The organism is Mycobacterium sp. IS-1556 (assembly GCF_001499985.1).
Taxonomy (GTDB): domain Bacteria; phylum Actinomycetota; class Actinomycetes; order Mycobacteriales; family Mycobacteriaceae; genus Mycobacterium.
The window spans coordinates 133,865-158,183 of the sequence record NZ_LQIM01000038.1 but is presented as its reverse complement, the minus strand read 5'-3'; the positions used below and the strand labels follow the sequence as shown (position 1 = coordinate 158,183).

Annotated in this window: 24 protein-coding genes; 6 read left to right on the top strand and 18 right to left on the bottom strand. The window is 69.2% G+C overall.

From position 1 onward, the window contains the following. Positions 1 to 15: 15 nt before the first annotated feature. From murD to AU187_RS19020, 9 genes are all read right to left on the bottom strand, one after another. Positions 16 to 1,482: a UDP-N-acetylmuramoyl-L-alanine--D-glutamate ligase gene (gene murD, locus AU187_RS19060; protein ID WP_172800308.1), complete on the bottom strand. Its 1,467-nt coding sequence runs from the start codon at positions 1,480 to 1,482 to the stop codon at positions 16 to 18. Beyond that, positions 1,475 to 2,554 (bottom strand): phospho-N-acetylmuramoyl-pentapeptide-transferase, encoded by a 1,080-nt coding sequence (gene mraY / locus AU187_RS19055; RefSeq protein WP_059098929.1) that lies wholly within the window; start codon positions 2,552 to 2,554, stop codon positions 1,475 to 1,477. The genes murD and mraY overlap by 8 nt, the downstream gene beginning before the upstream one ends. After that, a complete protein-coding gene (locus AU187_RS19050) occupies positions 2,551 to 4,092 on the bottom strand; it encodes a UDP-N-acetylmuramoyl-tripeptide--D-alanyl-D-alanine ligase (RefSeq protein ID WP_059098928.1) in 1,542 nt (513 codons plus the stop codon). The genes mraY and AU187_RS19050 overlap by 4 nt, the downstream gene beginning before the upstream one ends. After that, on the bottom strand, positions 4,089 to 5,612 hold the full coding sequence (locus tag AU187_RS19045; protein WP_059098927.1) for a UDP-N-acetylmuramoyl-L-alanyl-D-glutamate--2,6-diaminopimelate ligase: 1,524 nt from the start codon (positions 5,610 to 5,612) through the stop codon (positions 4,089 to 4,091). The genes AU187_RS19050 and AU187_RS19045 overlap by 4 nt, the downstream gene beginning before the upstream one ends. A 68-nt stretch (positions 5,613 to 5,680) precedes the next feature. Beyond that, a complete protein-coding gene (locus AU187_RS19040) occupies positions 5,681 to 7,612 on the bottom strand; it encodes a peptidoglycan D,D-transpeptidase FtsI family protein (RefSeq protein WP_059098926.1) in 1,932 nt (643 codons plus the stop codon). Beyond that, on the bottom strand, positions 7,609 to 8,697 hold the full coding sequence (gene ftsL / locus AU187_RS19035) for a cell division protein FtsL (protein WP_082683797.1): 1,089 nt from the start codon (positions 8,695 to 8,697) through the stop codon (positions 7,609 to 7,611). Before ftsL ends, AU187_RS19040 begins: the two co-directional genes overlap by 4 nt. Beyond that, positions 8,694 to 9,680 (bottom strand): 16S rRNA (cytosine(1402)-N(4))-methyltransferase RsmH, encoded by a 987-nt coding sequence (rsmH, locus tag AU187_RS19030; RefSeq protein ID WP_059098925.1) that lies wholly within the window; start codon positions 9,678 to 9,680, stop codon positions 8,694 to 8,696. The genes ftsL and rsmH overlap by 4 nt, the downstream gene beginning before the upstream one ends. A 145-nt stretch (positions 9,681 to 9,825) precedes the next feature. Beyond that, positions 9,826 to 10,257: a division/cell wall cluster transcriptional repressor MraZ gene (mraZ, locus tag AU187_RS19025; protein WP_059098924.1), complete on the bottom strand. Its 432-nt coding sequence runs from the start codon at positions 10,255 to 10,257 to the stop codon at positions 9,826 to 9,828. A 293-nt stretch (positions 10,258 to 10,550) separates the two neighbouring features. Beyond that, entirely contained in the window at positions 10,551 to 10,955 is a 405-nt protein-coding gene (locus AU187_RS19020; protein ID WP_059098923.1) for an SCO2097 family morphological protein, read from the bottom strand. A gap of 229 nt (positions 10,956 to 11,184) precedes the next feature. On the opposite strand from AU187_RS19020, the gene AU187_RS19015 reads away from it, so the two are divergent. The 4 genes from AU187_RS19015 to AU187_RS19000 all read left to right on the top strand — a co-directional run bounded on the left by AU187_RS19015 (position 11,185) and on the right by AU187_RS19000 (position 15,162). Continuing rightward, a complete protein-coding gene (locus AU187_RS19015) occupies positions 11,185 to 11,760 on the top strand; it encodes a GNAT family N-acetyltransferase (RefSeq protein WP_059098956.1) in 576 nt (191 codons plus the stop codon). Positions 11,761 to 11,832: 72 nt separating this feature from the next. Beyond that, positions 11,833 to 12,468 (top strand): LppM family (lipo)protein, encoded by a 636-nt coding sequence (locus AU187_RS19010; protein WP_059098955.1) that lies wholly within the window; start codon positions 11,833 to 11,835, stop codon positions 12,466 to 12,468. A 25-nt stretch (positions 12,469 to 12,493) separates the two neighbouring features. Continuing rightward, entirely contained in the window at positions 12,494 to 13,582 is a 1,089-nt protein-coding gene (idsA2, locus tag AU187_RS19005) for a bifunctional (2E,6E)-farnesyl/geranyl diphosphate synthase (RefSeq protein WP_059098922.1), read from the top strand. Positions 13,583 to 13,584: 2 nt separating this feature from the next. Further along, positions 13,585 to 15,162, top strand: coding sequence for an alpha-(1->6)-mannopyranosyltransferase A (locus tag AU187_RS19000; RefSeq protein WP_059098921.1), 1,578 nt, complete (start codon positions 13,585 to 13,587; stop codon positions 15,160 to 15,162). On the opposite strand, the gene AU187_RS18995 is transcribed toward AU187_RS19000, so the two are convergent. Continuing rightward, positions 15,083 to 15,487, bottom strand: coding sequence for an Rv2175c family DNA-binding protein (locus AU187_RS18995; RefSeq protein ID WP_059098920.1), 405 nt, complete (start codon positions 15,485 to 15,487; stop codon positions 15,083 to 15,085). The two genes, AU187_RS19000 and AU187_RS18995, sit on opposite strands and share 80 nt — an antisense overlap. Before the next feature lie 67 nt (positions 15,488 to 15,554). Here AU187_RS18995 and AU187_RS18990 point away from each other — a divergent pair, with 67 nt between their 5' ends. Beyond that, positions 15,555 to 16,745, top strand: coding sequence for a protein kinase domain-containing protein (locus AU187_RS18990; RefSeq protein ID WP_059167171.1), 1,191 nt, complete (start codon positions 15,555 to 15,557; stop codon positions 16,743 to 16,745). A 7-nt stretch (positions 16,746 to 16,752) separates the two neighbouring features. Here AU187_RS18990 and AU187_RS18985 read toward each other — a convergent pair whose 3' ends face one another. Genes AU187_RS18985 through AU187_RS18975 form a run of 3 tightly spaced genes read right to left on the bottom strand, consistent with a single transcriptional unit; the run spans position 16,753 to position 19,569 of the window. Then, positions 16,753 to 18,138 (bottom strand): class II 3-deoxy-7-phosphoheptulonate synthase, encoded by a 1,386-nt coding sequence (locus AU187_RS18985; RefSeq protein ID WP_059167170.1) that lies wholly within the window; start codon positions 18,136 to 18,138, stop codon positions 16,753 to 16,755. A gap of 34 nt (positions 18,139 to 18,172) precedes the next feature. Further along, positions 18,173 to 18,670: a polyadenylate-specific 3'-exoribonuclease AS gene (locus tag AU187_RS18980; RefSeq protein ID WP_059098917.1), complete on the bottom strand. Its 498-nt coding sequence runs from the start codon at positions 18,668 to 18,670 to the stop codon at positions 18,173 to 18,175. Next, positions 18,670 to 19,569, bottom strand: coding sequence for a hypothetical protein (locus AU187_RS18975; protein ID WP_059098916.1), 900 nt, complete (start codon positions 19,567 to 19,569; stop codon positions 18,670 to 18,672). The genes AU187_RS18980 and AU187_RS18975 overlap by 1 nt, the downstream gene beginning before the upstream one ends. A gap of 111 nt (positions 19,570 to 19,680) precedes the next feature. Here AU187_RS18975 and AU187_RS18970 point away from each other — a divergent pair, with 111 nt between their 5' ends. After that, a complete protein-coding gene (locus AU187_RS18970; RefSeq protein WP_059098954.1) occupies positions 19,681 to 20,964 on the top strand; it encodes a glycosyltransferase 87 family protein in 1,284 nt (427 codons plus the stop codon). On the opposite strand, the gene AU187_RS18965 is transcribed toward AU187_RS18970, so the two are convergent. The 5 genes from AU187_RS18965 to AU187_RS18945 all read right to left on the bottom strand — a co-directional run bounded on the left by AU187_RS18965 (position 20,961) and on the right by AU187_RS18945 (position 24,298). Continuing rightward, positions 20,961 to 21,686, bottom strand: a complete 726-nt coding sequence (locus tag AU187_RS18965; protein WP_059167169.1) for a lysophospholipid acyltransferase family protein — start codon at positions 21,684 to 21,686, stop codon at positions 20,961 to 20,963. The two genes, AU187_RS18970 and AU187_RS18965, sit on opposite strands and share 4 nt — an antisense overlap. An 83-nt stretch (positions 21,687 to 21,769) precedes the next feature. Then, complete coding sequence (locus tag AU187_RS18960) at positions 21,770 to 22,156, bottom strand: hypothetical protein (protein ID WP_059098953.1); 387 nt, start codon at positions 22,154 to 22,156, stop codon at positions 21,770 to 21,772. Then, a complete protein-coding gene (locus AU187_RS18955) occupies positions 22,153 to 23,409 on the bottom strand; it encodes an ArsA family ATPase (RefSeq protein WP_059098952.1) in 1,257 nt (418 codons plus the stop codon). The genes AU187_RS18960 and AU187_RS18955 overlap by 4 nt, the downstream gene beginning before the upstream one ends. Before the next feature lie 17 nt (positions 23,410 to 23,426). Continuing rightward, positions 23,427 to 23,864 carry an SRPBCC family protein gene (locus tag AU187_RS18950; protein ID WP_059098914.1) on the bottom strand — a complete coding sequence of 146 codons (438 nt, stop codon included), beginning with the start codon at positions 23,862 to 23,864 and terminating at the stop codon, positions 23,427 to 23,429. A 44-nt stretch (positions 23,865 to 23,908) separates the two neighbouring features. Next, positions 23,909 to 24,298 (bottom strand): polyketide cyclase / dehydrase and lipid transport, encoded by a 390-nt coding sequence (locus tag AU187_RS18945; protein WP_059098913.1) that lies wholly within the window; start codon positions 24,296 to 24,298, stop codon positions 23,909 to 23,911. Positions 24,299 to 24,319 lie beyond the last annotated feature (21 nt).

Sequence of the window (24,319 nt, the reverse complement as noted above, 5' to 3'; positions counted from 1 at the left end):
CGCGCTCATCGCCCGCTATCCGGACAGGGCGCGCACGGCGTCGGCGAACGCGTCGCCGCGGTGGCTGTAGCCGCTGAACTGGTCGAAGGAGGCGCCGGCGGGGGCCAACAACACGGTGTCGCCCGGGCGGGCGAGGTCCCGGGCCGCGCCGACGACCGCGGCCATGATCTCGCTCCCGGAGGAGGCGCCCGCGAGCGTGATCACATTGGTAACAGGACTAACTTCCGACCCAATTGTCCCTTGCACCCCAAAATCCTCCCCCGTCACAACCTCGATGACGGGGACATCCGGGGCGTGTCGCGATAACGCCTCGGCGATCGACGCCCGGTCCCGACCGATCAGCACCGCTCCGACCAGCCGATTCCCCATGGATGCGAGCAGCTCGTCGACCGATGCGCCCTTGAGCAGGCCGCCGGCGACCCACACCACTCGGGGGTAGGCGGCGATCGAGGCCCGGGCGGCGTGCGGGTTGGTCGCCTTGGAGTCGTCGACATAGGTGACCCCGTCGACCGTCCCGACCACCTGGGCGCGGTGCCTGCCGACCTCAAAGCCGGCCAACGCGTCGGCGATGGCGCCCGGCGCCACGTCGACCGCGCGGGCGAGGGCGGCCGCGGCCAGCGCGTCGAGCACCCCGACCGGTCCGGCCACCGGAATGGACGCCGCTTCGGCGAGCGCGACCCGATCACCGAACGCGTTGTCGACGAGCGTGCCGCCCACCACACCGAGTTCACCGGCGCCCGGTTCGCCGAGGCGGAAGCCGACGCGGGTCGCGGCGGCGGCGGTGTCGAGCAGGCCCGCGGCGACCGGGTCGTCGAGGCCGACCACCGCGACGCGCCCGTCCAGCACGCGGGCCTTGTCGCGTGCGTAAGCCGCCATCGAGCCGTGCCAGTCGAGGTGGTCCTCGGCGACGTTGAGCACCACCCCCGCGTCCGGCCGCAGCGACGGCGCCCAGTGCAGCTGGAAACTGGACAACTCGACCGCGAGCAGGTCGGAAGGCTCGGCCAGCACGTCGAGCACCGGGTTGCCGATGTTGCCGCACAGCACCGCGCGGCGCCCCGCCGCGATCAGCATGGCGTGCAACATCGACGTGGTCGTCGTCTTGCCGTTGGTCCCCGTGACCACCAGCCAGCGCCGCGGCGGTCCGAACCAGCCGGCCCGGTCCAGCCGCCAGGCCAGCTCCACGTCACCCCAGACCGGCACGCCGGCGGCCGCCGCCGCGACCAGAACCGGCGTGGTCGGCGCGAAACCCGGGCTGGTGACGACCAACGCGTAGTCGCCGATGTTCGCCTCAGCCTCGGCGGTCGTGACGACCGTCGCGGGCGTGATCAGCCGCTGCAACGCAAGCGGGTCGTCGTCGCAGATCGTCAGACGAACGCCGGTCGGCTCCAGCACGGCGCTCACCGAGCGGCCGGTGAGCCCGGCGCCGGTGACCAGCACACGGGCACCGGGTACCAGCGGCTCGATCCGGACCATCTCAGGCACCGACGGTGGTCAGCCACTCGCTGTAGAACAGCGCGACACCAAGCCCGCAGGCGATCGCGGTGAGCAGCCAGAACCGGATGATCACCGTGGTCTCCGCCCACCCGACCAGCTCGAAGTGGTGGTGGAACGGCGCCATCCGGAACACCCGGCGGCCGGTGGTGCGAAACGCCATGATCTGCACGACGACCGACACCACCTCGGCGACGAACAGCGCGCCGAGCACGACGGCCAGCATCTCGGTGCGGCTCGCTACCGACAGCCCGGCGATGATGCCGCCCAGCGCCAGCGATCCGGTGTCGCCCATGAAGATCTTGGCCGGCGCGGCGTTCCACCACAGGAAACCGATGCACGCCCCCGCGGTCGCGGCCGCGATGATGGCCAGGTCCAGCGGGTCGCGCACGTTGTAGCAGCCCAGCCCGGGGCTGGTCGCGCAGGCGTTGCGAAACTGCCAGAAGGTGATCAGCACGTAGGCCGCGCACACCATCGCCATCGCGCCCGCGGCGAGGCCGTCCAGACCGTCGGTGAAGTTCACTGCGTTCGACCAGGCGCTGACCACGACGACGCAGAACAGAACGAACAGCGCGGGCGGCAACGTGACGGTGGCGATCTCACGCACATAGGACAGTTCGGCGCTGCCGGGGGTCAACCCGTCGGCGTTGCGGAACTGCAGGGCCAGCACGCCGAACAGCATCGCGGCGGCCAGGATCCCGAGCGTCTTCGCGGTCTTGTTGAGGCCGAGGTTGCGCGAGCGCCGGATCTTGATCAGGTCGTCGACGAAGCCGACGACGCCGAGCGCGGTTGCCAGGAACAGCACCAGCAACCCCGACGCGGACGGGCCCCGGCCGTCCATCACGACGCCCACCAGGTGCGTGCCCAGGTAGCTGGCCCAGATGCCCGCGACGATCGCGACCCCGCCCATCGACGGTGTGCCGCGCTTCTTGTGGTGGGTCGGCGGCCCGTCCTCGCGGATCTCGTGGCCGAAGCCCTGCCGGGTGAACAGCCGGATCAGCAACGGGGTGAGCAGGATCGAGACCGTCAGCGCGATGCCGACGGCGATGAGGATCTGCCTCATGCGTGCGGGTCCCCGGTCTCGGCGGCCCCAAGATCAAGCAAAGCGTCGGCCAACGCGCCCAGCCCGGCCGCGTTGGAGGCCTTCACCAGCACCACGTCTGACGGTTGCAGTTCGGCGCGCAGGAGTGCCAGCGCCTCGTCGGCGTCGGCGACCATGGTGGCCTCAGCCCCCCACGATCCCTCCATCACTGCGCCGTGGTGCATGGCGCTCATAGCCCTCCCGGTTCCGACGACGACAAGTCGTGACACATCTAATCGCACGGCCAGTCGGCCGATGCGGTCATGCTCGGATATCGCGTCGTCGCCGAGTTCGGCCATCTCGCCCAGCACCGCCCAGCTGCGGCGTCGTCCCCCGCCTCCCCTACCCTCCGGGTGTGGGCCCACGCGCGCCATCGACGCCAGCGCCTTGAGGCCCGCGCGCATCGAGTCGGGGTTGGCGTTGTACGCGTCGTTGATGACCGTGACCCCGTCGCTGCGGGTGGTGACCTGCATGCGGTGCTTGGACACCGGCCCGGCGGTGGCGAGCGCGGCCGCGACCTGCTCGAGAGTGGCGCCGCACTCCAACGCGACGGCCGCCGCACACAGGGCGTTGGAGACCTGGTGATCGCCGTGCACGGAAAGCGCGACCTCGACATCTCGGGTCCCGGCGTGCAGGCTGAACCGCGGTCGGGCCAGCTCGTCGAGCGTGACCGCCTCGGCCCAGACGTCGGCGTCCCGACCGCCGGGCTCCCGGGACACCCGGACCACCCGCGCCTCGGTCTGCGCGGCCATCGCGGCCACCGCGCTGTCGTCGACATTGAGCACTACCGCCCCGGACGCCGGAACAGCTTGTGGCAGTTCGGCTTTCGTCGCCGCAATCGCTTCGCGGGAACCAAACTCGCCGAGGTGCGCGGTGCCCACGTTCAACACCACCGCGATGGACGGCGTGGCGATGGCGGCCAGCGCCGCGATGTTGCCGCGGTGGCGAGCCGACATCTCCAGCACCAGGAATTCGGTGGAGCGCGTCGCGCGCAGCACCGTCCAGGGGTGACCGAGTTCGTTGTTGAAGGAGCCCGGTGGCGCGATCACCTCGCCCAGCGGTGCCAGCACCGCGGCCACCAGATCCTTGGTCGAGGTCTTGCCGGACGATCCGGTGATGCCGATGATCGTGAGCCCGCTCTCGACGAGTTCCGCGGCGACCGCGGCCGCCAGCTTCGCCAACGCTGCCAGCACCGCTGCGCCGGAGCCGTCAGAGTCGTGCTCCAGCACGCCTGCGCCACGGTCGGATGTCTCGGGGGTCGGATCGACGACGATCGCGGGCACCCCGACCGGCCGCGCGGCGAGCACTGCGGCGGCGCCGGACGCCACGGCCGCGGCAGCGAAGTCGTGTCCGTCCGAACGGGCCCCGGGCAGCGCGAGAAAGAGGCCGCCGGGCGTGACGGCCCGCGAGTCGAACTCGACGCTGCCCGTGATCCGGGTGGATGAAGCGTCCTCGGCGGAGACGTCGGCGAGCCGGCCGCCGACGATCTCGGCGATCTGGGCGATCGTGAGGTCGATCATGGCCGGTGACCCGCTGCCTCGAGGGCGTCCGCCAGCTCCTGGCGGTCGTCGAATGGGCGGGTCACCCCGGCGCTGGTCTGGCCGGCCTCGTGGCCCTTCCCCGCGATCAACACGACGTCCCCGGCCCGCGCCCACGCCACCGCGTGAGCGATCGCCGCGCGGCGGTCCCCGATCTCGACGACCTTCGTGGACCCGGTCGATGCTCCCGCGACGATCGCCGCGCGGATCGCGGCGGGATCCTCGTCGCGAGGATTGTCGTCGGTGACGACCACCAGGTCGGCCAACTCGGCGGCGACGCGTCCCATCGGCTCCCGCTTACCTTGATCGCGGTTGCCGCCCGCACCGAACACCACCGCCAGCCGGCCTTCGGTCTGCGCCCGCAGTGTCTCCAGCACCGCCTGCAGCGCTCCGGGCTTGTGCGCGTAGTCGACCAGCGCCAGGAAGTCCTGTCCGCGCTCGACGGCTTCCATCCGGCCCGGCACGGTCGCGGTGCGCAATCCGGGCGCGGCCTGTTCGGGCGAGACCCCGACCGCGTCGAGCAGCGCGGCCGCGAGTAGGCAGTTGGCCACGTTGTAGCGACCCGGCAGCCCGATCCGCAGCCCGTGATGCACACCGGCGGGGTCGACCGCGAAGAACTCCTGCGCGTTGCGGTCGACGGTGCGGATGTCGTCGACACGCCAGTCGGCGTCGCGTCCGGTCGCACTGACGGTGACCGGGTCGCGCGCCAGCCTGGCCATCTCGCGGCCTGCGTCGTCGTCCACGCACAGCACGGAAACGTCTGCGCAATTGCGGGATTCGGGATCGAACAGCCGCGCCTTGGCTTCGAAGTAGTCGCGCATCGTCGGGTGGAAGTCGAGGTGGTCGCGCGACAGGTTGGTGAACCCTCCGACCGCGAACCGCACACCGTCGACGCGGCCCAGCGACAGTGCGTGGCTCGACACCTCCATCACGACGGTGTCGACCCCCTGCTCGACCATCACCGCGAGCAACGCTTGCAGATCAGGCGCTTCGGGCGTGGTGAGGGCACTGGCCTGATCGCGTCCGTCGATTCGGACGCCGACGGTGCCGATCAGCCCCGCCACCCGCTCCGCCGACCGCAGCCCGGCCTCCACCAGATATGTGGTGGTGGTCTTGCCGGAAGTCCCCGTGACCCCGATGACACGCAGCCGCTCGGACGGTCGTCCGTACACCGCGGCAGCCAACTCGCCGAGCACCGACCGCGGGGACGGGTGGATGAGGACGGGCACGTCCACCTCGGTTCCCACCAGCACCAGCCCGTCCGGATCGGTCAGGACCGCGGTCGCGCCGCGCGCGACGGCCTCACTCGCATGCCGCCCGCCGTGCGACGACGCGCCGGGCAGCGCCGCGAACAGGTCGCCGGGTTCGACGTCGCCGCTGCGCAACGTGACTCCGGTGATGCTGATCTGCGGCACAGGTCCGCCCCCGGCGGGCACCGCCTGGACCTGCTCGGCCAGTGGCCCGAGCGCCGGACCGGCGGGATGGCTGGGTCGCAGGTTCATGGCCAAGACACCCTACCGACCCGGCACTCTGGGCGCCCGCCGCATGTCGGAGGCCGTCGGCGCCGCCCTCAGGTGGCCTGCAGCGTCAGCCGTGGACCTGGGTCCGGCGAGAGCGGCACGTTCTCGCGCTGCAGCAGCCAGGACGTGATGTTGTGGAACAGCGGCGCTGCCGTCGTTCCAGGCTGGCCGTCGGCGGTGCGCTGCGGGTTGTCCATCATGATGCCGACCACGTAGCGAGGATCGTCGGTGGTGGCGATGCCGGCGAAGGTGATCCAGTAGACGTCGTCGTAGTAGCACCCGCACGCCGGGTTGATCTGCTGTGCCGTGCCGGTTTTCCCGGAGATCTGATACCCCTCGACGCCGGCCTGCCAGCCGGTCCCCTGCTGTTCGCCCGTGGGGTCGCGTTGCACCGTCGCCCGCAGCATCTGCCGCACTGTCTGCGCGGTCTTGGGCGACACCACCCGCACACCCTCGGGCCGCGGTTCGTCGGTGCGGGTGCCGTCGGGAGCGATGGTGGCCTTGACGATGCGGGGCGGGACGCGCACACCGTCGTTGGCGATCGCCTGATACATGCCCGTCATCTGCAGCAGCGTCATCGAAAGGCCCTGTCCGATGGGCAGGTTGGCGAACGTGCTACCCGACCACTGGTCGATCGGCGGGACCAGACCCGCGCTCTCCCCCGGCAGTCCGACCCGAGTGCGCTGCCCGAGACCGAACTTGCGCAGCATCTCGAAGAAGCGCTCGGGACCGAGACGCTGGGCCAGCATCAGCGTGCCCACGTTGGAGGACTTACCGAAGATCCCGGTGGTGGTGTAGGGCATCGTGCCGTGCTCCCACGCGTCGCCGACGGTGACGCCACCCATGTGGATCGACCCCGGCACCTGCAGCACCTCGTCGGGATGCGACAACCCGTACTCGATGACCGAGGCGGCGGTGACGATCTTGTTGACCGAGCCGGGCTCGTACGGAGACGACACCGACGGGTTGCCCAGTTCGCGGTCCTCCTGACGGCCGATGTCCTGACTCGGGTCGAACGTGTTGTCGTTCGCCATCGCCAGCACCTCACCGCTTTTCGCGTCCAGCACGACGGCCGAGACGTTCTTGGCGCCGGACAGGTTCTTGGCCTGCTGCACCTGCTGCTGAACGTAGAACTGGATGTCGTCGTCGATGGTCAGCATCACCGTGGAACCGTCGACCGCGTCGTGGCGGTTGCGGTAACTGCCCGGGATGACGACGCCGTCGGACCCGCGGTCATAGGTGATCGACCCGTCGGTGCCCGCCAGCACGGCGTCGAGCGAGTCCTCGAGGCCGAGCAGGCCGTGTCCGTCCCAGTCGATACCGCCCACGATGTTGGCGGCCAACGAGCCGCCCGGATACTGGCGCAGATCCTGGCGCTCCGAGCCCACCTCGGGGAACTTGGTGGTGATCGCGTCGGCGATCGCCGGGTCGACCGCACGCGCGAGGTAGACGAACGTCTCACTGCTCTTGAGCTTCTTGAGCACGGTGGCGGCGTCGGGCTTGTTGTTCAGCCGCGACGCCACCTCGGCGGCGATCTCACGCAGCCTGCGGTTCGGTTCGGGCGCCTCGGTGGATTTCGCCCTGGCCTCCTCCAACTGCTTGCGGACCTTGACCGGCTGAAAGGTCAGGGCGCGCGCCTCGATCGTGAAGGCGAGCTTGTCGTTGTTGCGGTCGACGATCGAACCGCGCACAGCCTTCTCGACGTCGACGACCTTGAGCTGGCCCGCGGCCTCGGCGCGCAGCCCCTCCGCGCGAGGCACCTGAAGGTTGAAAAGCTGACCGGCCGCGACGATCAGCACCAGGAAGATGACGGCGTTGCCGACCCGGTGCCGGAACACGAAAGACGCACTGCGCAAGCCGGTTCCGGCCATCGGCGCGCGGGTCCGGCGGGATTTTGCCGACCGTTCCTGCGAGACGGCGACGGACTTGCGGCGGGTGTCCGGCGCACCGCCATCGCGGCGCCGGCGCTCGCCGCGGCTCATGCTCCAGCGCCTGCCGGAGCCGGGACGGCGGGGCTGAACTGCTCGGCACCCGGTACCGGGCCCGGCAGCGGCTGCTGGGTGGGAACGTGCGGCGCGCCGAGCGGAGCGGCCTGCATGTGATCGCCGGGTGGGACGATCGGCGCGGTAGGCGGCATCGCGAGGGCGGGGCCCGGCAGCGGCGGCTGCCCCGGAAGCGCGTGCGGTGCCGCCGCGGCCGGCGGCACTGCCGTCGGCGGCTGTCCCGGAAGCACTGCCGTCGGCGGCTGTCCCGGAAGCACCGCCGTCGGCGCCTGTGCGCCCAGCTGCGGTTCCTCGCGGGACGGCATGCGGACGGTCAGCTCACGAGGCTCGACGACACGCGGCGCGGGCGGCCGCGGCGCCGGCGGCGGAGTCTCTTCGGGCAGTGGCGTGTTGAGCGGCGGCGGCGGAACCCCTTCGGCCGGCTTGGGAGTTCCGACCACTACCCAGTTGCCGGCGGGGTCCTGCACCAGGTGAGCGGTGTCGCGGGACGGGATCATCCCGAGCTCGCGGGCGGCTTCGGCCAACGCGGGCGCGGCCTGCGCCTCGAGCACATCACGCTCCAGCGCTTCCTTCTGTTGCAGCAGAGCCTGATTCGTCTCGCGGGCGTTGCCCAGCCGGTAGGACCGCTCCGCCGCGTCGGTGGACAACCACAGTGTGGTCCCGAGGCCGAATCCGAGCGAGCCGATCACGAGCACCACGAACGGCACCCTTGACATCAGAGCACGCGGATTCAGCTCTATCGAGGCCAGCTTGACGATGATGCGCTCGCGCAGCGGCGGCCGAACGACCTTCGGGGCTTTGGCTTTTCGAGCCTTGGCCCGCGCCTTGGCCTGGCTGGCGTTCTTCGGCCGGCCCGGCGCATCGGACGGACGCGGAATGGGATTGGTCTGCGGTCCGGAGCGTAGCGGTCGCTGCTCACGAGTGGGCTTGCGTCGCGCCTGCGCATCCCCCGAGCGACGCTGGGCACCCCGGGTGGGGCGCCGACGCTCGTCGCTGCCGCGCACCGGTGCACCTCGCCTGACCTGCTTGGTCTGCTTGGTCTGCTTGGTCTGCTTAACCTTCACCTGGCGGCCCCCACCTTCTCCAGTGCTCGTAGCCGCACGGGCGCGCTACGCGGGTTTCGTTCGATCTCCTCGGGAGCTGCGCGCTCGGCGCCGCGAGTCAGTGCGACGAACTCCGGGCCGTGACCCGGCAGCTCGACGGGAAGGCCGGGGGGTGTCCTGGACGCCGTGGCGGCCGTGAAGGCCGATTTCACGATGCGGTCCTCCAACGACTGGTAGGCCATCACGACGATGCGGCCTCCCGGGGTGAGCGCGCCCAGCGCCGCGGGCAACGCGGCGCGCAACGAGTCCAACTCGCCGTTGACCGCGATGCGCAGCGCCTGAAACGTGCGCTTCGCCGGGTGGCCGCCGGTGCGCCGCGCGGGCGCCGGAATCGCCTGATAGAGCAGCTCGACCAGCTCGCCGGTGGTACGGAAGGGCTGGCGGGCGCGACGGCGGACCAGCGCAGCGGCGATCCGGCCGGCGAAGCGCTCCTCGCCGAACTCACGCAACAGCCGGGTCAGCGACTTCTGGTCGTAGGTATTGACGACGTCCGCGGCCGTCAGCTCCGCGTCGGGATCCATCCGCATGTCCAGCGGCGCGTCCGCCGCGTAGGAGAACCCGCGCTCGGTGCGGTCCAGCTGCATCGACGACACGCCGAGGTCGAACAGCACACCGTCGGCTTTGCCTGCCCCCCAGGCGGTTTCGCCGAGGGCCGTGGCGATGCCGTCGTAGCGGGTGCGCACCAACGTCACCCGGTACGCGAACCGCGACAACCGCTCCCCCGCGATCCACAGCGCGTCGGGGTCGCGGTCGAGGCCGATCAGTCGCAGCCCGGGCAGTTCGGTCAGGAACCTCTCGGCGTGTCCGCCCGCGCCGAGGGTTGCGTCGACGAGCAGCGCTCCCTCACCGGATGAGCTGTCCCGCGTCAGCGCGGGTTTGAGGAGTTCGACGCAGCGGTCCAGCAGGACCGGGACGTGTCCGTGGTCTCCGCTGCGCCGTTCCATGGCCTTCCCTCCGTTCCACGCCCCTGCATCGGGGTCCCTGTCCGAGAGCGCGGACCTGGCGTTGGGGAAGTACGCCAGGGCCGGTTCGGGCAGAGACCGCGATGCACGGGCCAGATGTCGGCCGCTGTGCCGGTCGACCGCCGGATCAGATGATGTCGTGCAGAGCTTCATCGGTGGCCGCGGAGAAGTTCTCTTCGTGGGTCTGCTGGTACTCCTGCCATGCTGTCGAATCCCAGATCTCCAGGTAATCGACCGATCCGATCACCACGCAGTCCTTCGACAGGTTCGCGTAGCGACGGTGATCGGCCGACAAGGTGATCCGGCCTTGCGCATCCGGGTGCTGTTCATCGGTGGCGGCGGCCAGGTTCCGCAGGAAAGCGCGCGCTTCGGGATTGCTTCGCGATGCTTGCGACGCCCGTCGTGCCAGCTTCTCGAACTCGGCGCGCGGGTACACGGCGAGGCTGTGATCTTGACTCTTGGTGACCATCAACCCTCCTGCCAGCGCGTCGCGGAACTTGGCGGGCAGCGTGAGCCGCCCTTTGTCGTCGAGTTTCGGCGTGTAGGTGCCGAGAAACATCTCGCCGACCTCCCTGCCGCCCGGAGTCCCGGTCGCTCCGGTGTCTGCCACTTTACCCCACAATCCCCCACTCTCCACCATTTAGAGCGGGCAATTCTGTCGGTGGCCCCACTCCGGCCCCAAACGGCAGAAGTAACTAGATCCCTCGCGGCCGGGCGGCCGTCGCGCTGGGCAGGGAAAATCGCTGCTAGACGCCGCGCGGCGCAGTGGTGGGGAACAGTGGGGCGTGATGGCCCGCCCGCCCACGAAAAAAGGGGCAGCCCCTTACGGGCTGCCCCTGCGTCGGCGGGTGACTACTCGTCGAAGCGGCGGCGGAACCGGTCTTCCATACGACTGGCGAACGATCCGCCCGAACCCTTGCTGCGCTTCTGGCGCGGGGCGCCGGGCTCGGGAGCCGAGCGGTCGCGGCCACCGGGTACACGCGGGCCGGTGATCGCATACACGACACCGCCGAACATCACGATGAAGCCGAGGACCGAGAGCACCGGGAAGCCACTGATCTGGGTGGCCGGGAACGCGACACCCGACACCAGCATCGCGAGGCCGATCACGAACAGCGCGGCGCCTTGCAGTCGGCGTCGGGTCGAGGGAGCGCGCAGGGTGCCGCCGCGAACACTCGAAGCGAACTTCGGGTCCTCGGCATAGAGCGCGCTCTCGATCTGGTCGAGCATGCGCTGCTCATGATCGGAGAGTGGCATTCGTCCCTCCCTCGGAAACCCTGGGCCGACTGCCGGCCGTCTCGAAGTCCAAACTCGTCGGCGCCCGCCTTCCGGGCACCTAACAGTCATGATACGAGGTCGATCTGAGCCGTACCACCTAGTTCGACGCCCGATTGTATGACGTGACACCGCCGTTTGGAGAGCGCGGGCGGCTGCGCTCGATAATGGTGTGGACGACACCGCAAGGCACGCGGAGAGGCAGGCACAGTTGGCGACATTTCTGATCGATCTGTCGCCGAGCGATATGCAACGCCGGCTCGGTGACGCGCTCGCTGTCTACGTCGATGCGATGCGCTATCCACGCGGCACCGAGGACCAGCGGGCGTCGATGTGGCTCGAGCACACCCGCAGGCCGGGATGGAAGGCCGTCGCCGCCGTCGAGGGCCTTGACGCCGATCCGTGCAGCGCCGCCATTCTCGGCGTCGCCTACGGCTACTGCGGGGCACCGGATCAGTGGTGGCAACAGCAGGTCGTGGCCGGGCTGCAGCGCGTGGGAGCGGACCGGGCGCAGATCGCAGAGTTGATGACGAGCTACTTCGAACTCACCGAGTTGCACATCCACCCGCGCGCTCAGGGCCGTGGGCTCGGTGAGGCGCTGGCCCGCAGGCTGCTCGCCGGCCGAGAGGAGTCCTACGTGTTGCTGTCGACGCCGGAGATCAACGGCGAGGCGAACCGGGCGTGGCGTTTGTACCGCAGGCTGGGGTTCACCGACGTCATCCGCGGCTACCACTTCGCAGGCGATCCGCGGGCTTTCGCGATCCTGGGCCGGTCACTGCCACTGTGATCCGGCATCTGGCACGATGACCTCGTGCTGGCCCGCCATCGCAGCAACAGAACCCGGTTGCTCGCGCTCGTGATGCTGACTCTCGTCGTGCTGCCGACGGCCGTCGGCTGCGTTCGGGTGCGGGCGTCGATCACGGTGTCCCCCGACGACCGGGTGTCCGGGCAGATCGTCGCCGCGGCCAAACCGCGGAACGCCGACGACAAGGGCCCCCAGCTGCTGAACAACCTGCCGTTCGCCAACAAGGTGGCGGTCTCGGAGTACAGCCGCGACGACTACGTCGGTTCCCAGGCGGTGTTCTCCGACCTCACCTTCGCCGAGCTGCCGCAGTTGGCCAACATGAACCGCGACGCCGCGGGTGTCGACATCTCGCTGCGCCGCGCCGGCGACCTGGTGATCCTCGAGGGGCGCGCCGACCTCACCTCGCTCAACGACCCGGAGGCCGACGTGTCGCTGACGGTGTCCTTTCCCGGCGAGGTCACCTCGACCAACGGCGACCAGGTCTCGACCGAGATCGTCGAATGGAAGTTGCGGCCCGGCGTCGTCAGCACCATGAACGCCCAAGCCCGCTACACGGACCCGAGCGCCCGGTCGTTCACCGGCGCGGCGATCTGGCTGGGCCTGGGCTCGTTCCTGGTGGCCGGCATCATCGGCGCGTTGGCCTACATGAGCCGTGATCAATCGCCGCGGGTGGGCGACGCCCGCGATTAGACAGAGAAAGGGGCGCCCGCTGAGCGTGCATGCCGCGGCACCGTCAGCCGTCGAGTTGGCCGGCGCCGTCACCGACCAGCTGCGCGGTCTACTGCAGGACCGGCGCAGCGAATGCGCATACATGGGCGATGATTACGCCGAACTGACCGCGGCGCTGGAGGAATTCGTGCTGCGCGGCGGCAAGCGGCTGCGGCCCGCCTTTGCGTACTGGGGTTGGCGGTCGGTCGCCGATCGGTCCGAGGACCCGCTCGACCCGGATGTGTTGCGGTTGTGCTCGGCGCTCGAACTGCTGCACGCGTGCGCGCTGGTGCATGACGACGTCATCGACGCGTCGGCCACGCGCCGCGGTCTGCCGACTGTGCACCGGCTGTTCGCCGAGCGGCATCGCGCGCACGGCTGGCACGGCTCGGCCGAGCAGTTCGGCATGTCGGCGGCGATCCTGCTCGGTGACCTTGCGCTGGTGTGGGCCGACGACGTCGTCGCGACGGCCGAGCTGTCCGCCGACGCGGCGCGGCGGGTGCGACGGGTGTGGGCCGCAATCCGCACCGAAGTGCTCGGCGGCCAGTACCTCGACATCGTCGCCGAGGCCAGCGGCGCGCAGTCGGTGGCCTCGGCTCTGACGGTCAACATCTACAAAACCGCGTCGTACACGATCACCCGGCCGCTGCAACTCGGCGTCGCTGCTGCCGCCGACCGCCCGGACGTCCAAGACGCCTTTCACGATCTCGGCACCGACCTCGGCGTGGCGTTCCAGCTGCGCGACGATGTGCTCGGGGTGTTCGGCGACCCCGCGGTCACCGGCAAGCCCTCCGGCGACGACCTGCGGGCGGGCAAGCGCACCGTGCTGCTGGCCGAGGCGGTCGAGCTGGCCGAGAAGACCGACCCGGTGGCCGCCAAGCTACTGCGCACCTCCATCGGCTCTGACCTGTCCGAGGCCCAGGTCACAGAGCTGTGCGGGGTGATCGAATCGGTCGGTGCGCTCGCCGCGGTGGAGAGCCGCATCGAGGAGCTCACCCGCCAGGCGCTCGACACCCTCGACGCCGCCGACATCGACGCGCACGCCAAGGCGGGACTGTCCGAGCTGGCCCGGCTGGCCGCGAATCGAACCGCGTGAGCATGACCGCCCAACCGTCGCCGCGGCAGACGAAAAGCAGTGTGACCCAACACTTCTCACGGCTGACCTCGTTCGCGACGTCGCCGCAGGCCCAACCCGCCCGGCTCGGTTTCGTGGGCGCGGTGCTGATCACCGCCGGCGGTCTGGGCGCGGGCAGTACCCGACTGCACGACCCGCTGCTGGAATCGCTGCACATGTCGTGGCTGCGGTTCGGACACGGCTTGGTGCTGTCGTCGATCCTGCTGTGGGGCGGCGTGGCGCTGATGCTCGCGGCGTGGCTGTGGTTGGGCCGCGAGGTGGTCAACCGCACCGCGACCGAATACACCATGGTGGCGACGACCGCCTTCTGGCTGGCTCCGCTGCTGCTGAGCGTCCCGCTGTTCAGCCGCGACACCTATTCCTACCTCGCGCAGGGCGCACTGCTGCGCGACGGGCTCGACCCGTACGCCGTCGGCCCTGTCGACAACCCGAACTCGTTGCTGGACAACGTCAGCCCGATCTGGACCACCACCACCGCGCCGTACGGCCCGGGCTTCATCCTCATCTCCAAGTTCGTCACGATGCTGGTCGGCGACGACGTGGTCGCGGGCACGATGCTGCTGCGGCTGTGCATGCTTCCCGGCCTGGCACTGCTGATCTGGGCCGCGCCGCGCGTCGCCCGCCATATCGGCGCCGACGGCGCGACCGCACTGTGGATCTGCGTGCTCAACCCGCTGGTGATCATCCATCTGATGGGCGGCGTGCACAACGAGATGCTGATGGTGGGCCTGATGATGGCGGGTATCGCGTTGACGTTCAATGGCCGCCATCTGTGGGGTGTGAGCCTGATCGCGGTCGCGGTCGCGGTGAAAGCGACTGCCGGGCTGGCGCTTCCGTTCATGGTGTGGGTGTGGGCCCGCAATCTGCGTAGCGGGCGCGGCTTCTCATCGGTCAAGGCGTTCGTGGTGGCGACGGTGGCATCGGCGCTGATCTTGTCCGCGGTGTTCGCGGTGCTGTCCTTCGCGGCCGGGGTGGGGCTGGGCTGGCTCACCGCGCTGGCCGGATCGGTGAAGATCATCAATTGGCTGACGCTGCCGACCGCCGCGGCGAACCTCATCAACGTCTTCGGCGGATTGTTCCTGCCGGTGAACTTCTACGCCGTGCTCGACGTCGCCAGGATCATCGGGATCGTGGTCATCGCGGTGTCACTTCCGTTCGTGTGGTGGCGATTTCGGCACACCGACCGGGAGGCGCTGACCGGTATCGCGGTGGTGATGTTGATCGTGGTGCTGTTGGTCCCCGCGGCTCTGCCCTGGTACTACACCTGGCCGCTGGCGGTGGTGGCGGCACTGGCTCAGAGCCGTCGGTCGATCGCGGTGATCGCGGGCCTGTCCACGTGGATCACCGTGATCTGGAAACCCGACGGGGCTCACGGCATGTATTCGTGGGCGCATGTGCTGTTGTCCGTGGCGTGCGCCGCGGTGGCGTGGTATTCGCTGTACAAAGCGCCACCGCGAGCCGTCAATAGGCCATCGCCTGAGCCCGGCGCACCACCTCACGGGCCTGATGCGAGTGAAGAGCGTCAACCGGCCGGGCATTAGCCAACGCGTCGGTGGTGCCGTCGCGCCTGATCGTCAGCGATGCGTCGGGGGTGAACAGCCAGCGCACGATCTCGGTGTCGTGGTAACCGCCGTCGCGCAGCACGACCAGTAGACCGGGCAGCGCCTTGACGACGTGGCCGGTGGCGTCGAAGAAGATCTTCGGGACCACCACCGCGCCGTGTCGGCGCACGCCGATCAGATGGCCGTCGCGCAGTTGCTGATGCACCTTGGTCACCGCCACGCCGAGCATCTCGGCGACGGTGGGCAGGTCGTAGACGTCCTCGGCCGGGTCGAGGACGTCCTCCGCGGCCGGAATACTGCTCACGGCACCGAGTCTAAATCCGGTCGCGCCCGGCCGGAGGCGCGAAATAGACGAGATCGCCCTCCGTAACATGTCTTCGGTGGATGCCTACCCGCACACGGACCCGCTTCTCGGGGACGTGCTCGACGGTCGGTACCGCGTCGACACCTTGATCGCCACCGGGGGCATGTCCGCGGTCTACCGTGGGCTCGACCTACGCCTCGATCGGCCCGTGGCGCTCAAGGTGATGGACGCGCGGTACGCGGGCGACACACAGTTTCTGACGCGGTTTCAGCGTGAGGCACGCGCGGTCGCCCGGTTGACCGATCCCGGCCTGGTCGCCGTGTACGACCAGGGCGGCGGAGGTGTAGGCGGCCATCCTCCCTTCCTGGTGATGGAACTCGTGGAGGGCGGCACGCTTCGCGAACTGCTGCGCGAGCGCGGACCGATGCCCCCGCATGCGGCCGCGGCGGTGCTGGCGCCGGTCCTCGGCGGACTCGCGGCGGCGCACCGGGCGGGCCTGGTGCACCGCGACGTCAAGCCCGAGAACGTGCTGATCTCCGACGGTGGCGACGTCAAGATCGCCGACTTCGGGCTGGTGCGCGCGGTTGCCGAGGCGAAGATCACCTCCACCAGCGTCATCCTGGGCACCGCGGCGTATCTGTCGCCGGAACAGGTCAGCACCGGTGACGCCGACCCACGCAGCGACGTCTACGCGGTCGGGATCTTGACCTACGAACTGCTGACCGGCCATACCCCGTTCGCCGGCGACACCGCGCTCGCGGTGGCCTATCAGCGGATGGACAACGACGTGCCCGCCCCGAGCTCGACGATCGCCGGCGTCCCCGCACAATTCGACGACCTGGTGGCTCGGGCCACCGCCCGCGACCCCGCCCACCGCTACGCCGACGCTGATGAGATGGCCGAACACCTGGAAGCGATCGTCGACGCACTCGGGTTGCCGCCGTTCCGGGTGCCGGCTCCCCGCAATTCCGCCCAGCATGCGTCCGCGGCCCTGGAGACCGCCACGGCGCAGACGGCGATTCCACCGGCGCCGCGCCAGCAGACCCGAACGCTACCGCGCGACGACTGGCCGGCCCCCGAACCCGAATTCCAACCGGTGTCGGCGCAGTTCGCTGGCATCGACCTCGACGAGTTCTATTGGGCCCGGCAGCGCGCTCGGCGCACGCTGCTGTTCTGGGTCGTCGCCGTATTGACGCTGACGGCGCTGATCGCGGCGGCGGCGTGGACCGCGGGCAGCAACCTGCCCAACCTCTTCTAGCCGCGATCTAGTCGCGCAGCATCTCCGCAACCAGGAACGCGAGTTCCAGGCTCTGCTGGGTGTTCAACCGCGGGTCACAGGCGGTTTCGTAGCGCCCGGCGAGGTCGGAATCCGAGATGTCCTGCGCTCCGCCGAGACATTCGGTGACGTTCTCACCGGTGATCTCGACGTGGATGCCGCCGGGGTGGGTGCCCAACGCCCGGTGCACCTCGAAGTAGCCCTGCACCTCGTCGACGATCCGATCGAAGTGGCGGGTCTTGTAGCCGGTGGAGGACTCGTGGGTGTTGCCGTGCATCGGGTCGCACTGCCAGATCACCTGATGGCCGGTGGCCTGCACCTTTTCGATGATCGGCGGCAGCAGATCGCGCACCTTGTTGTTGCCCATGCGGGTCACCAGCGTCAGCCGGCCCGGCACGTTGTTCGGGTCCAGCCGCTCGACGTACTCGACCGCGAGTTCCGGTGTCATGGTCGGGCCGAGCTTGACGCCGATCGGGTTCGCGATCACCTCGGCGAACGCGATGTGGGCGCCGTCGAGTTGGCGGGTGCGCTCGCCGATCCACACGTAGTGCGCGGACAGGTCGTAGAGCTTCGAGCCCTGCTCCGTCTCGGACAGGCGCAGCATCGCGCGCTCGTAGTCGAGCACCAGCGCCTCATGGCTGGCGTAGATCTCGGCGGTCTCCAGGTTTCGGTTGTCGACACCGCAGGCGCTCATGAACGTCAGCGCGCGGTCGATTTCACCGGCCAGCGCCTCGTAGCGGGCGCCCGCGGGTGAGGTGCGGACGAACTCGCGGTTCCAGTCGTGCACCTGATGCAGCGACGCGAGACCGGACCCGGTCAGCGCTCGGACCAGGTTCATCGCGGCGCTCGCGTTGGCGTAGGCCCGCACCAGCCGCGACGGGTCGTGCTCACGAGCCGCGGCCTCGGGCGCGAAGCCGTTGACCATGTCGCCGCGGTAGGACCGCAGCCCGAGAGCGTCGATGTCGCCCGAGCGCGGTTTGGCGTACTGGCCCGCGATACGCGCAACCTTGACGACCGGCACGCTGGCGCCGTAGGTCAACACCACCGCCATCTGCAGCAACGCTCGGATGTTGGCCCGGATGTGGGGTTCGGTGTTGTTGACGAACGTCTCGGCGCAGTCGCCGCCCTGCAGCAGGAACGCCTTGCCGCACGCCACGTCGGCCAGCAGACCCTTGAGCCGCTCGACCTCGGCGGGCACGGTCACCGGCGGGACACTCTCCAGCACGGTGCGCATGTTCTTGGCCGCATCGGCGTCCCAGCTCGGCTGCTGAACCGCGGGCTTGGCGAGCGCGGCGTCGAGCCGTTGCCGCAGTTCATCGGGCAGTGGCGGCAACGGTGGCAACTGGTCGATGGGTACGTCGACGGTCCAGTTCACCCGTTCATGGTAGCGGCCCGCGACATCTGCTTTCTCACCGTTGGGCGGACCCTTCGCCGGTGGTCATCAGCTGAAACCGCCGCAGATTGTGGCGAGCGTCGACCAGCGCATCGTGGGAATCCCGCGGCCGCGGCGGCATCCGCGGCGAACCGCGCTCTTCCCAGTACTGGCGCAACTCCCGGGTGAAACGCGGGATCGCCGGCGGAAGGTCGGTCATCGGGCCCCACAGCTGACACAGCACGACGTGGTCGTAGGCGCCCACCCAGGCCCACAACTCGATCGGCTCGTCACCGTCGACGCCGAAGAAGTCCTCCAGCTCCGAGCGGATCTGGCGCCGCGAACGCCACAGCTGCGAGGCCGGCGGCGGAAGCTTGGGCAGCACGTGCTTGCGCACCCAGCTGCCCGCCCGCTCGGGGTTGAATTCGGTTGACACTGCGTAATATTCGCGGCCGTCCTCTGCGGCCACGCCGATCGATATCAATTCGATCGTGCGACCGTTGTCGATGAACTCGGTGTCGTAGAAGTAGCGCACTAAGCGGGTTCCTTTTCGGTTTCCGCCGCGACCGACCGGTCCTTCGGCGCCGGAGCGGCGCGGATTTCGCGGTCGAGTTGCTCGTCGACCTCCGCGTCGTCCGGGAACTTGGGCATGCCGGCGACGGCGTCCTGCAACCACAGCTTGGCCTGCACGACGGGCCGCCGCAGCCACCGCTCCCGTTCCAGCGCCCGGTGCATCTTGCGGGGCCGGTTGGTATAGCGCCAGCGCGCCCACGGCGCATGCGGGCGGGACAACCGGATCGCGCCGACCACGAGCAGCGGTGTGAGGAACATCCCGATCAGCCCGGTCCACACCTTGCCCTTGAGCAGCACGACGACGGCAAGCAGCAGGGTCAGTACCGCCGCCGCGATCACGCCCGCCCGCGCGAGCAGATTGTGGTCGTTGCGCCAGATGTCGATGTCGAAGAACGACAGCGGGTTGAAACCGAGGATCAGCAGGCCGGCGACGGCGACCGCGGCGAACACCGCATCGACCGAGGTCCGGCCGTCCTCGGCCCAGTACACGTCCTCCAGATGCAGGATCAACGCGAACTCGTCGAGGACCAGCGCCGCACCGATTCCGAAAAAGATTGCCGCCGCCGTGAATTCGGGTACTCCCCCGTCAACCGCCAACGTCACCATCGTCACACCGGAGACCATGACCAGGACCACACCGATCACCACGTGGTGGATATGCAGCCCACTGCCCTGTGCCGCCGAAACAGAGATGTTGCGCGGCTGCCACCACTTGCGTGGCGCAGTGCTGTTCTGGTGGCTGCGGATGTACCGCACGATCGTGCGGGTCACGAAGAACGTCAGGATGAACGCGACCAGGCAGAACACGAGCGGCACCCGCGCCGGGGGGACGGCGAAGTCGAGGTGGATGTCCGCGAGCACTCAGAAAACCTACGCCGCCCACTGCGGACGCGAGGAGCGCAATGACCTGCGCGTGTCGTGGCCGGGATACCGGCCGACCTGCCGGTGCACCCCGATAGTCTGGTCGATGACATGAGTATGTGGCGGTCGCCCGGCGGGGCTGGTTGGGGGCCAACGCTCGCCTGGCGGCTGTTCCAGTTGCTCACCGTGGCCGCGTTGGCCTGGGCGGGTTGGCGGTTGCTCGGCGCGGTCCCCTACCGCATCGACGTCGACGTCTACCGGATGGGCGGACAAGCCTGGCTGGACGGTCGACCGCTCTACGCCGACGGTGCGATGTTCCACACCCGAGGCGGGCTGGACCTGCCGTTCACCTATCCGCCGCTGGCCGCCGTGGCCTTCTCCCCGTTCGCGTTGTTGTCGTTGGAGGCGGCCAGCGCCGCGATCACCGTGACCACGCTGGTGTTGCTGATCGTCGCGGTGACGATCGTGCTTCACCGGTGCGACGTCTGGCCCGAGACCACGGTGACCGGCGAACCCGCGTGGCTGCGGCAAGCGTGGCTGGCCGCGGCCGTCGTCGCACCGGCGGTCGTCTACTTGGAGCCCATCCGGTCGAACTTCGACTTCGGGCAGATCAACGTGGTGTTGATGACGCTGGTGATCGCCGATTGCGTGCCGCGCCGGACACCGTGGCCGCGGGGCATGCTGCTCGGGCTGGCGATCGCGCTGAAACTCACCCCGGCGGTCTTCCTGCTCTACTTCCTGCTGCGCCGCGACACCCGCGCATTGCTCGTCACCGCGGCGTCCGCCGTCGTCGCCACACTGGTCGGGGTCGCGTTCGCCTGGCGCGACTCGCTCGAGTACTGGACCGAGACGGTGCGCAACACCGATCGCATCGGCACCGCGACGCTGAACACCAACCAGAACATCGCGGGCGCGCTGGCCCGGCTCGGGCTGGGCGAAGGACCACGGTTCGTGCTGTGGGTAATAGCCTGTTTCGCCGTGCTGGGGCTGACCGTGTGGGCGGTGCGACGTGTGCTCAAGGCCGATCAGCCCGTCCTCGCCCTGATCTGCGTGGCCATGTTCGGGCTCGTGGTGTCACCGGTGTCGTGGTCTCATCACTGGGTGTGGGCGCTGCCCGCGCTGGTGGTCACGGCATTGGTGGCGTACCGAAGACGGCACGCGGCGCTGGCCGTGGTCGCGGTCGCCGGTTTGGCGTTGATGGTGTGGACGCCGATCACGCTGATGCCCGAACACAAGGAGACCGCGGCGTCGCTGTGGCGGCAATTGGCCGGCGGCTCGTACGTGTGGTGGGCGATCGCGGTGATCCTGGTGGCCGGCACGGTGGCGGGCGCGATCAAGCCGGCGCAGCGCAGCAGGCCGGTCGTCGACGCCGCGCCGGTGCCCGCGGTCAACTAACCGGCGGCTACTTCCGGCATGCGGGCCGACGGCTTCATCGCGTCGTCGGCCCTGCCCTCCTTGATGTCGGCGGCGTAGAGGTCGACGTACTCCTGACCGGACAACCGCATCAACTCGTACATCACCTCGTCGATGACCGCGCGCTCGATGAAGCGGTTGCCCGCCAGCCCTTCGAAGCGGCTGAAGTCCATCGGCTTGCCGAACTTGACCTGTACCCGACCGAAGCGCCACATCTTGCTGCCCGGCGGGTTGACGACGTCGGTTCCGATCATCGCGACCGGAATCACCGGCACGCCGGTCTGCAGCGCCAGCCTGGCCAGGCCGGTCTTGCCCTTGTAGAGCCGTCCGTCGGGCGACCGGGTGCCTTCGGGATACATCCCGAGCAGCTTGCCCTCGTCGAGGATGCGCTCGGCCGTGTTCAAGGCGCTCTGCGCGCTGTCGGCGTCGGTGCGGTCGATCGGCACCTGACCGGCGACGGTGTAGAACCAGCGGGTGAACCAGCCCTTGATGCCGGTGCCGGTGAAGTACTCGGCCTTGGCCAGGAACGTGATCCTGCGGCTGACCACCAACGGCAGATAGAAGCTGTCGGCGACCGCGAGGTGGTTACTGGCCAGGATCGCCGCACCGGAGTGCGGAAGGTGTTCGAGCCCTTCGACTTTGGGCCTACCCAGCAATGACAGCAGTGGACCCATGAAGATGTACTTGAACAGCCAATACCACATGGGCCCTCCCGGTGAGCGAACACCGGCCGGTGTTCTGCGACAACTTTACCCACGCACTGTGGATGCGACCACAGGAGCAACACTTACTCCTCGACTGTGACGGGGATGTGTTGATAGCGGCCCGGTGCGGGCGGCGGCTCGGGCCCGTCCGGGCCGGGGTCGGTCGGTGGTGCCGGCGGGCCGTCCGGCGGTTCGCCCGACCCCGTCTGCCGCTCGGCCTGATCGAGAACCGCCCGGACCACGGCCAGCAACGCGACGCTGTGCTCCGCGATGACCGTGAGCAGCGGATGCTGTTCGCCCGCCACCAGGGCCGCAAGCGCACAGACGGGGCACCACACCTGCTGGCACTTGCCCGCGCCGCTGCCCATCGCCCGCGCGGCGGCGAGCCGCACCGCAGGGTCGAGCTTGTCCAGGATCGTCTGCGCGAGCTGGCGCAGCTCCGGCCCGAGATCGGCGTGTGGGCCAGTCACTTCGGCCACACCTCCGGATTCGGACGGAACCGCACGGTCAACTCACACCCTCGCAATTGCGCGTCCACCACGATGCACCTACGCAGAACGGACGCTAGACGGACCCGGCGCCGCAAGCCGCCGGCGCCGATGATCAAGTCGTCGTCGACCCTGCCAAGCGAAAGCGCCGAAGAGTCGACCTGCGGTAACTCTAGCCGCAATCGGTACACCGCTTCGAGGCCAGAGCCGGACTCGCGGTCGACGATCGGACGCAGCGGCCCCGGCGGCGCCGACCCGTCGCGACGACGCGCGCTGTCCAGCAGCTCGCCGAGCGCCTTGGCGCCGATGGGTTCGCCGGCCATATGGGGCACCAGCACCAGCCGAACGTCGCCGATCGTGGCGTCGAGCTCCTCGAGGACGGTCCGCTGCTCCGAGATCCGCTCGGTGTACCAGTCGAACGCGGGGTGGTCGGGCAGGTTGCGGTACTCATACGAATCGTCTTGCACGAGGATCTGATTGACGATCAACTCCGCAACCTGAACACCCATCAGCGACAGCGACCCCAGCGTCCGCGCCGCCTCCGCCGCCACCACCCGCTCGGCCGTCATCACCAGATGCGCACCGACCTTGGACTCGTCGGTCAGCAACGTGCTCAGCCGCTCGGTGCCGGCGCCCACCCGCTCGAACAAGGCGACGACGGCAGCGGTGTGCGGGTCGTCGGCTCCGGTGGACAGCCGCCGGTGCCGCGGCCACGCCCGCTCCAGATACATGCCGAACGTCGCGGGCAGGGTGAGCATGCGCAGCGCGTCGGCGGTCGATGCACAGTCCACCACGACGCGGTCCCACCGTCCCGAGTCCGCCAGCTCACCGACCTCGTGTAGCCCGAGCACCTCCTGCACCCCCGGCAGTGCCGAAAGCTCTTCCGGGGCAACGTTTCCCAACTCCGACTCGGAGAATCTGCCGGACAGTAAACCGGCGATCTCGCGCCACCGCGACTCGAGCAGCGCCAGCGTGTCCAGCGCGAGCGCGTCGAGGAATCCGCCACCGGGGACGGCTCCCCCGGTTTCCAGGTCGGCGAACACCCGGGTCGGCTCGCCCGATCCGGTCGGCGTCACCGTCGTGCCGAGCACGTCGCCGATGGAATGCGCCTGGTCGGTCGAGACGATCAGTACCCGCAGGCCCGCCCGTGCGTCGCGCACGGCGGTGGCGGTCGCCAACGTCGACTTGCCTACTCCGCCCTTACCGACGAACAGGCTGATTCTGGCGGCAGGCATGTCGGCGGCATTGGCGCTCACTCAGCCTCGACTCGTTTCTTGAGGTCCTTGAGCGCGGTGTCGGTGAGGCGCCGTTCGGCTTTACGCTTCAACAGCCCGATCATCGGAATGACCAGATCCACCGACAGTTCATAGGTGACGTCGGTTCCAGATCCCTTGGGAGACAGTCGGTATGTTCCTTCCAGGGACCTCAGCAGTGAGCTGGACACCAGGCTCCACTTCACGGACTTGCGGTCCGCTGGCCAGTCGTACGCCAGCACCATCGTGTCCTTGAGTACCGCGGCGTCCAGCACCAACCGGGCGGTCTTCGGGTAACCCTCGGCGTCGGCCTCGAGGACCTCTGTCTCCTTGTACTCGGCCACCCAGTCCGGATAAGACCCGATGTCTGCGATGACGTCCATGACCGTCGAAGGGTCGGCATCGATGTGAATGGTCTGCGCCGTCTTGTCCGCCACGGTGAAAATCTACCCTCCCCTGCCGGCGACGGTGCCACGCTGCATCACGCCAACGGCGAGACACCCACCGGGCGTGTGGCCTCCAGCCGTTGCTTGACCTCGAACGCCATGTTCTTACCCGCGACCCGCCGCCGGTGGTTCATCTTGGCCAGATTCATCTTGGCCAACTGCCACGCCGCCACCCCAGACGGCTCGGCGTGCAGGAAGTAGTGCAGGACGACGCCGTCGAGCACCGGTTCCAGCCAGATCTCCATCGTCCCGGTCAACGCGCCGGTGACGGTCCAGCGGTGGCCCTTCTCGCCGCGGTCCTCCACCACTGTCAACCGCAGGTCGGGCCACCAGCGACGCCAGCTCGCGGGATCCGCGACGTACCGGCCGACCTCGACGGGGTCGGCCGCGACGAAGGTGTCGTCCGCGATCTGGATGCTGTACATGGCCTACCAGCTTCACATATG